Annotated in this window: 1 protein-coding gene; it reads right to left on the reverse strand. The window is 66.5% G+C overall.

Annotated elements, in window-relative coordinates:
• A partial coding sequence (locus ACLBXO_RS31785) for a flagellin N-terminal helical domain-containing protein (RefSeq protein WP_447687923.1) occupies nt 1-364 on the reverse strand: 364 nt, incomplete at both ends.

A 364-nucleotide genomic window follows, 5' to 3' on the forward strand; every position in this document is an offset into this window, starting at 1 on the left:
TGGCGGAGACCGAGGTGCCGTTGATGGTCAGCAGGACCGTCTGGGAGGCGGTGCTGGCGCTGTAGGCGTTGGCGGCGGTGCCGGTGGTGGAGAGCTGGGTCGAGAGCGCCTGGCTGGCGATCGACTTGGCCTGATCCACGAGCTTCTGGATCGAGGTGATGCCCTGGTTGGCGGCCTGGATCGACTGGATGCCGTTGGACACGCCGTCGAGGAGGGTGTTCAGGCTCGAGGAGCGGGCGTCGAGGGCCTGGGAGGTGAAGAAGTTGGTCGGGTTGTCGAGGGCGGAATTGACCGTCTTGCCGGTCGCGAGCCGGTTCTGGGTGGTCGCCATCAGCTGGGCGGTATCCTGCAGCGAGAGCAGGTT

The organism is Methylobacterium sp. C33D (assembly GCF_053345825.1).